At 33.6% G+C, this 6,812-nt stretch carries 8 protein-coding genes; 1 reads left to right on the plus strand and 7 read right to left on the minus strand.

Annotated elements, in window-relative coordinates:
* Positions 1 to 192: hypothetical protein (locus MSI_RS15090; protein WP_039924940.1), on the plus strand; the 192-nt coding region annotated here is incomplete at its 5' end.
* Positions 193 to 285: 93 nt separating this feature from the next.
* On the opposite strand, the gene MSI_RS12560 is transcribed toward MSI_RS15090, so the two are convergent.
* From MSI_RS12560 to MSI_RS12590, 7 genes are all read right to left on the minus strand, one after another.
* Entirely contained in the window at positions 286 to 1,242 is a 957-nt protein-coding gene (locus MSI_RS12560; protein WP_009107691.1) for a metallophosphoesterase, read from the minus strand.
* Positions 1,243 to 1,393: 151 nt separating this feature from the next.
* The gene (locus tag MSI_RS12565) at positions 1,394 to 2,275 is read right to left on the minus strand and encodes a hypothetical protein (RefSeq protein WP_009107693.1); all 882 of its coding nucleotides are present in this window, start codon (positions 2,273 to 2,275) and stop codon (positions 1,394 to 1,396) included.
* 23 nt (positions 2,276 to 2,298) lie between these two features.
* Complete coding sequence (locus MSI_RS12570; RefSeq protein ID WP_009107695.1) at positions 2,299 to 3,090, minus strand: endonuclease/exonuclease/phosphatase family protein; 792 nt, start codon at positions 3,088 to 3,090, stop codon at positions 2,299 to 2,301.
* A gap of 12 nt (positions 3,091 to 3,102) precedes the next feature.
* Positions 3,103 to 3,984: a hypothetical protein gene (locus MSI_RS12575; RefSeq protein ID WP_009107697.1), complete on the minus strand. Its 882-nt coding sequence runs from the start codon at positions 3,982 to 3,984 to the stop codon at positions 3,103 to 3,105.
* A 23-nt stretch (positions 3,985 to 4,007) separates the two neighbouring features.
* Entirely contained in the window at positions 4,008 to 5,009 is a 1,002-nt protein-coding gene (locus MSI_RS12580; protein WP_009107699.1) for a YafY family protein, read from the minus strand.
* A 43-nt stretch (positions 5,010 to 5,052) separates the two neighbouring features.
* Positions 5,053 to 6,078 (minus strand): hypothetical protein, encoded by a 1,026-nt coding sequence (locus MSI_RS12585; RefSeq protein WP_155815628.1) that lies wholly within the window; start codon positions 6,076 to 6,078, stop codon positions 5,053 to 5,055.
* Positions 6,079 to 6,195: 117 nt separating this feature from the next.
* Positions 6,196 to 6,812, minus strand: a 617-nt coding sequence (locus MSI_RS12590) for an FHIPEP family type III secretion protein (RefSeq protein ID WP_039924942.1), incomplete at its 5' end; no start/stop codon positions are given.

A 6,812-nucleotide genomic window follows, 5' to 3' on the forward strand; every position in this document is an offset into this window, starting at 1 on the left:
AATGTTAACAATGTTAACAAAAAAAACGCACTTGTTAACGCCGTAATTATTAACTATATAAGAAATTACAGCAAAATGTTAACGCTCTTTATCTTGCCAGTGGTTACAAGTGCGTTAAATACCTTATTTTTATCTATAATTTTAAGCAAAAAGTATAATTTGATTAAAATTTCTATTTTAATTCTAATTTAAAAGTTTGTTCGAACAAACTTTTTTGGAAGTTGTTAATGAATATACAAACTATCCTGCAGAGATTTTTTAAAACCGTTTGGGGTTGCTCCTAATTCAGAAATACATCCTGTAGTATCTCTCGGCGAGTTTTTCACCGAAGGCAGCTGACAACGCTGCCATTGCCCTTTCTTTTGAATAATCCGCCATTGAAAACTGCAGAGACTTTATATCATAAATCTGCTTTTGGGTTCCTTTGTAAAACTTATTGAAATCCAAAAGTGAAATTGCCTCACTAGGCAGATTCTCTGTATCAATAACATCAAAAATAAGGTGAGAGCTTGAATCAGCAGCAATCACAGTATTCATACGGTTCAAGTTGATATCCTTGTCCCGCAAAAATACAAAATCTCCAAGGCAGCATTCAGTATGACCAACAATCTGAGTTTCATAAAATGCATCCTTCAGCAACGCTTCCGGTCGAATCCAGAGCGGCCCCTGAGTAATCTCATTTCCTGAACTACTGAAAAATCCGTACCAGTCCAGAAGTTCTTCGAAAGCATAATTAAAGCCTTCAGAGTGAGGATCAAAAGAGAGCCTGTGCCACTCTTTATTCAAGAAAGAAAGCGACCACTGATTTTCCGAAATACCAAAAACTTTCAGAACAGCCTTTACCCAGGTACGTGAAAATCCGGCATGAGCAAAAACAATCCGACCGCCCGGACAGTTTGCATCACATTCAAAAGCTAAATCAAGAATATCATGATTTTCCGTAAGCAGCTTTCTGATTTCATCGATACGTCTGTTCTGATGCCCTGACACCCCTGCCCCGTTCACTGTCTTACTCAGATAGCTCCAGTCATGATTACCCAAAAGGAGTTTTCTGTGAGCAGTATCCTGACGAACAAAATCACAAATAGCCTTAAAATTCTCCCCCTGATCCGGCCATTCGTTTTCCCAGCAATCGAAATAATCCCCAAGAAAAGCAGCATAATCATATGCATCTGAAGGAAGTTCCTTTGCAGCCTCCCATTCATGAGAACCGTGAACATCTGGAATTATAAGAATCTTCATATGCATTCTTCCCTTCGAATGAGTATAAAACTAAATCTACTAAAAAACATTAAAGTCATACTTGAATTTGATGCCACATAAAAATTGATTACATTTTTTTTCGTATCTGTTTAAGTATAGCCGAAGAGAATATTATCAAATGATATTTTATTTAATTTGTATAAGGTTCTATTTGGAAATCAATAATCTCATTTTCATTTTTTTTAATTTTAATAATAAAAACTGATATTTTTTCACAGATAATATCCATTTTATCTTTCAATTCTGATTTATATTTATTGAATGCTTTATGCTGTTTAGAATTTTCAAAGAAACCAATTGCTGGTTTTGGTTTTCGATTTTTCATAAAAGATTCTTTTTCCAATCGTTCAGTATCTAGTGTATACGTAAGGATTTCTGCAAACATTCGGGCTAAAGTTTCGGTACTATTTTCCGGCTTAATTTCACAAGCATAAATCTGATTATTATATTCCAAAATTAGATCCATTCCCCCAACATTCTCATATTTTCTTGTTGTAGGATATTCATATTCCAAAATATTTATATTATTTGAAATTTTATGCCATTTTGGTCTAAGTGAACAATTTTTACAAACTGATTGATCCGTACTTTCGGAATTATAATGATACATACAACGACAAATTGTTTTTTCTTTTTTGTCGTTTGATTTCTTTCCTGCACATTTTGAATGATTTGGGGTTTGAGATTCTCTTAGAACCTTCTCCCAAAGCAATTGCTTTTTTAAAAAAGCTGGCTCTTTATAAGATTTCTGTATAAAATTTGCTATCTCTTTCAAGTTACTCTTATAAACAATTTCTTCATTACAGTTTATCTTTTGATAATCCTTATATAATTTGACCTTATTAAAAGAGTCTATATATTTTGTATCTACGACATCACCTTTTTCATAACGAACTTCATCTTGAGGAACTTTTATTTGATCTATCTTTTCTCCATTTTGCACAATATATGAAGCATTAGTTTCGTCTTTTCGCCTACGAGAAATTTTAATAACTTTATAATCTGATGCCATAGATTTCCTCCATCTTCTTTAAGTTATTTTACTAATTTTAATTGTACCATTACAGGACAATGATCTGAGCCATAAGTATTATTACAATCTGAGTTAGACCAATTTTCTTTTGAGCCAACAAGAGCCGATTCAATTTCAAAAGAATGTTTTCCTACGAAAATATAATCATTAAAATATGCTCTCGATTTAGTATCAAAGAAGGTTCTGACTTTTTCATCTCCTAAAGCAAGATGATTAAAGTCATGATAAGCGCTAGATAATTTCTCGCTTATTCCTTGTTCAAATTCCTTAAACTTTTTCTTTGAAAAAGAACTTGTTAATTGAGCACTCCAATTAAAATCACCTAACCAAATAACTTTATTGTCTGCCGGAAATAAATACTGAGAATACTCAGGGTCTTTCATAGCATTTAAAACAAACATCAAATAATCTTCATTCTGATTTTGTTCTCTGTCTTTCGTTTTTGTCCATATATGAACCAGAGTAAAAGTTTCTAATGTCCTCTTATCAGTTACCTTATACGGAACAACATAACGGAAACGTTCTTTACCTTTGTGTATTCGCTCAATTTTATATTTATTTGAAAACAAAGCTATACCTAAATCACCTTTATGGTACCATTCGTATTCTTTGTGATCTCCATACCAGCTATCCTGTAACTGACCAAGAGACTTTTCTATTTCAGGAGTTATATCTTTTTCTTCGCATTCCTGGATAGCATAGATATCTGCATCTGCAAAGTTCTTATCATTTAATAACTTGTTGACTTTATCCATTGTAAGTTCAAAATGACAATTCCAGCTAACTATTTTCATATCGATTCACCCTTATAAATATCTCTGTACAAATCTCTTCTGCTTTTCATCTGAATATTTCAGAATTGAAAAGAACTCTTTTACCGGCATATAAATGATATCAAAATCTTTTGCAAGAGCTGGTCTAATGAGATTAATTATTGAATTCATCTTTTTATAGAAGAATTGAAATTCTCTATGTTCCAATTCTAATTGCGACTTATATACGTCTCTTATTTCTTCTGGAAGTTCAGATTCGTCTGGCTCCCAAACAACATTTACCAGATATATTTTTTTATTTTTCTTGTCTGGGTTATCTCGCAAATAATTATAGATTGCTAATGTATGCCTGAACATCTGGCATGAATCATACTGAGAGCAAGAAATTTCGTTACCAACAGATTTAAACATTTCTGCTGAATCAGAATAAAAATATTTTGATGTATATTTTATATAGGATTTTGCTAATTCCTTATCACTACTGTTTTGTAACCATTCCATACATTTTGATTCGATAAATATTTCACAAGAATCATTATGAAGCCATGCATCTAAATTTGCAGCATAAGGTTCATTTGTTTCTTTATTAATAACATTTATGGATTTATATTTCTTCTCAAATTCTTTTGTATACGTTCCCTCTGGAAGATACTTATTCTTTTCGAGTACTACATCATCATTTCCCAGAAGGTTATAAATCATTGCTGCAGAAGAACGAATCATATCTATTCTACCCTTCTTGAGCTCATCTCCATCACTATTCTTATACTCACTCTTAGTTTTATCTGACATAGAATGATAAAGATTTTTATCTAATTCTTTTGTCTGGAAACCCTTAATTTCTGTATCAGATATTTCACCAGTGGCTAAAAACTTCCTTTTTAATATTTCACAAAAATAATCTAAATAACTCATCTCAATATATTCCTTATTCTATTCTACACCCCGTTCATCAAGCGTGCCATTTCTTTTACATTCTTCCCCCACTCGTTCACCAGCCATTCCGGCTCAAGTGGCTGTACGTACATACCGTGACTCAAAACCCAGCCGAGCAGCGGATATTCCTGATTTGTGGTTAAGGTCATTATTGTGCTGCCGTCACTCTGCGTTTCGAACTTCTGATCTTCGGCCCAATTGTAGGTTTTTATGTAATTGAGCGTCTTTTCAGAAGTGATTTTGAGTTTGCAGCTAAGTAACTTCGGCCCTATGTATCGGCGGAAGTTTCCTTTAGCACGTTTGGTATATTCAAAATCAGGAGGAAGCTCGAAGGTGTTTTTCTTGTCGATTTCCAGGTTGTGGATTCCCGGCAGATTGTAGAATCTATTGTCTTTGACATCCGGCATCTGATTGTATGTGTACAGGCTCCACATACCGTCGCTGTAAATAAGCTGCCAGGGCTGAACAACAATCTCTTTTTCGTAATTCAGATACTTAAAGCGGATATAGTTATTCTTTGACATCGCCTCTTCCAGCTTAGTCCAAATTTCGTCATCGATTTTTACCGGATCCATTCCAAGAAACAAAATGCGGTTCGAAAGCTTCTTTGAATTAAGTTTGGTATCTTCATCTATATTATCAGAGAGAGAATTGAATACTTCGATTGCTTTTTTATAAACCGGGGTATTCTTTATCAGATTAAGTAGATTGGACATTAGCTGCGCTGCTACAATCTGTTTTTCCGATGTAAGCATTGCAGGGATTCTGAAAGACGGCTGGGTGTAATAAAAGCCCTTTCTGATTCTGTCATACTGTAAGATTTCTTCCGCACCGAACTTCATACGCAAGTCCCGTAGGTCGCGGTTAATTGTTGGAATGGATGCTTCTGTTACTCTTGCAAAATCTTCTACACTCGGATATCCGCCCTGGGAAATCATCTGGTCGATTTTTAAGATTCGTTCGAGTCCGTTCAAATACTGTTTCTTTACCTTTTCTTTTGCCATATGCTGCTCCTGTTTACAGCTATATTATTATACACCTAGCCTATCACGGTGCGATAGGCTGAAATTTTTTATCAAAAAATTCTGGCCTATATTTTTTCCGTCGCGACCAGAAATTCCATTTTTTACGGATCTTTGGTTCTTCAATAAATTTCTTAAATGCATCTGGATTACGAAGAAATTCATTATATGTAATACAAACTTCATACATCATTGGCTCTGCTTTTTTATTGTAATTTACCTGAACATTTCCACCTGAAGCAAATATTGTTGCTATACTCTCTGAAAGAGACATCTCTTCTTTTAATATTGGGAGATTCGTTTTTTTTAAATACACTGCAACCTGAGTTTTCATTGAATCATCAATTCCATATTCAATTCCTGTCCTGTTGTAATTCATTTCCAGCATGGTCTTTATTGAATTATTTGCAATATCATAAAGACGAGGATTGAGTTTAAACTCTTTGCAGTAAATTTTTAAATCCCTTTTTAATTTCCCATTAGTAATCTGAATAAGATTCCTTACGTAGTCTACGACAAGTTTTGCTTCACATATATCAAAACTCCTAAAAATACTCCGGTTTCCTACATATATTTTCTGATCCTCTGATGAAAACATAACCATTAACCACAAATCAAAATCATATTCCTCTATTACAGTTTCAAGATAATATTCATCTGTACTCTTGGAAGCGTTGTATATAATCCTACAATCCACACCATATTCTTCTGAAAATTTAGATATGTTCTTACCAATCAATTCCCTGGCATCATCTAAAGAAATCGATTTTGTTTCTGTTTTTACAACTTTTTGCAAATATTTCTTTTCGGCACTTGTACAGATGTCTGCTTCAATCTGATACAATTGTGTAACAACATCATTATTCAACTCTTCATGAAAAGTCTTTCTATCATAATTTTTGAATTTTGGTAATTTTGAATACACCTTAGCTACTGCCTTAATGTAATCAACGTCAATATAGTCACCTTCTGTTGTATTCTCGGACAAGGCTCTAGCTAGTGTTTTATGTTCTACACACAGTACCGGCATTAATTCCAGAGCTTTAGACAAAAATAATTAAAACCACCGTCATACTTAAATAGGACAATGGGACGGTCATAATTGGCCGTATCAAAATAAAGTCCTACAAACTGTTCCTGTCCATTTTTAAGAATAACATCACATCTTCTAATCAATGACAGGACATGATTCATTGACTTTAATTTCATCTATCTCAAGCTCCTCTTCAACAGTAACAGAATAATCTTTAATAACTGAAAATAATTCGTTATCTGATATACAGGTCAAATTCCCTAACTTTGGTCTAATTGTATTAGCCAGTGCAGTTCGCAAATCACTTACAATAATAAAAATAGGCTCATATCCTTTTTCATTCATATGATGCACTTTCTCAGCAATCATATTTTCAAACAATTTTCTTTCATCAGGTTCTAATGCATAATAAGGCAATTCATTATTTGGCTTAGGACAGTAAATACGTTCTGCCAAAGCCTCTGATAATGTTCTAGAAATCCTGATTACATGAATCGTTTTATCTTTGTCAGCAAATTTAGGCACAAACTGCCAGGCTAGTTTTTCCCTGATTCGATCCAACAGTTCTACCGGTGTCTTTACCTTATCGATATTATCTGCCATTGTTTCCAGTATTGTATTCATATCCCGAATAGAAACTCCTTCATCAAGCAGCCAATTAAGTATTGTTTTAAAATCTGATGCAGAATAGTCATGCATAAAAAATAAATCATCAACAACATCTGGATTTTTATCGCGAACTTTATTTATAA

The organism is Treponema sp. JC4 (assembly GCF_000260795.1).
In the GTDB taxonomy this organism is placed as follows: domain Bacteria; phylum Spirochaetota; class Spirochaetia; order Treponematales; family Treponemataceae; genus Treponema_D.

Bases quoted from the DNA above. Each gene is read 5' to 3' on its own strand.
- MSI_RS12560 (WP_009107691.1), bottom strand. From the start codon at position 1,242: ATGAAGATTCTTATAATTCCAGATGTTCACGGTTCTCATGAATGGGAG.
- MSI_RS12565 (WP_009107693.1), bottom strand. From the start codon at position 2,275: ATGGCATCAGATTATAAAGTTATTAAAATTTCTCGTAGGCGAAAAGAC.
- MSI_RS12570 (WP_009107695.1), bottom strand. From the start codon at position 3,090: ATGAAAATAGTTAGCTGGAATTGTCATTTTGAACTTACAATGGATAAA.
- MSI_RS12575 (WP_009107697.1), bottom strand. From the start codon at position 3,984: ATGAGTTATTTAGATTATTTTTGTGAAATATTAAAAAGGAAGTTTTTA.
- MSI_RS12580 (WP_009107699.1), bottom strand. From the start codon at position 5,009: ATGGCAAAAGAAAAGGTAAAGAAACAGTATTTGAACGGACTCGAACGA.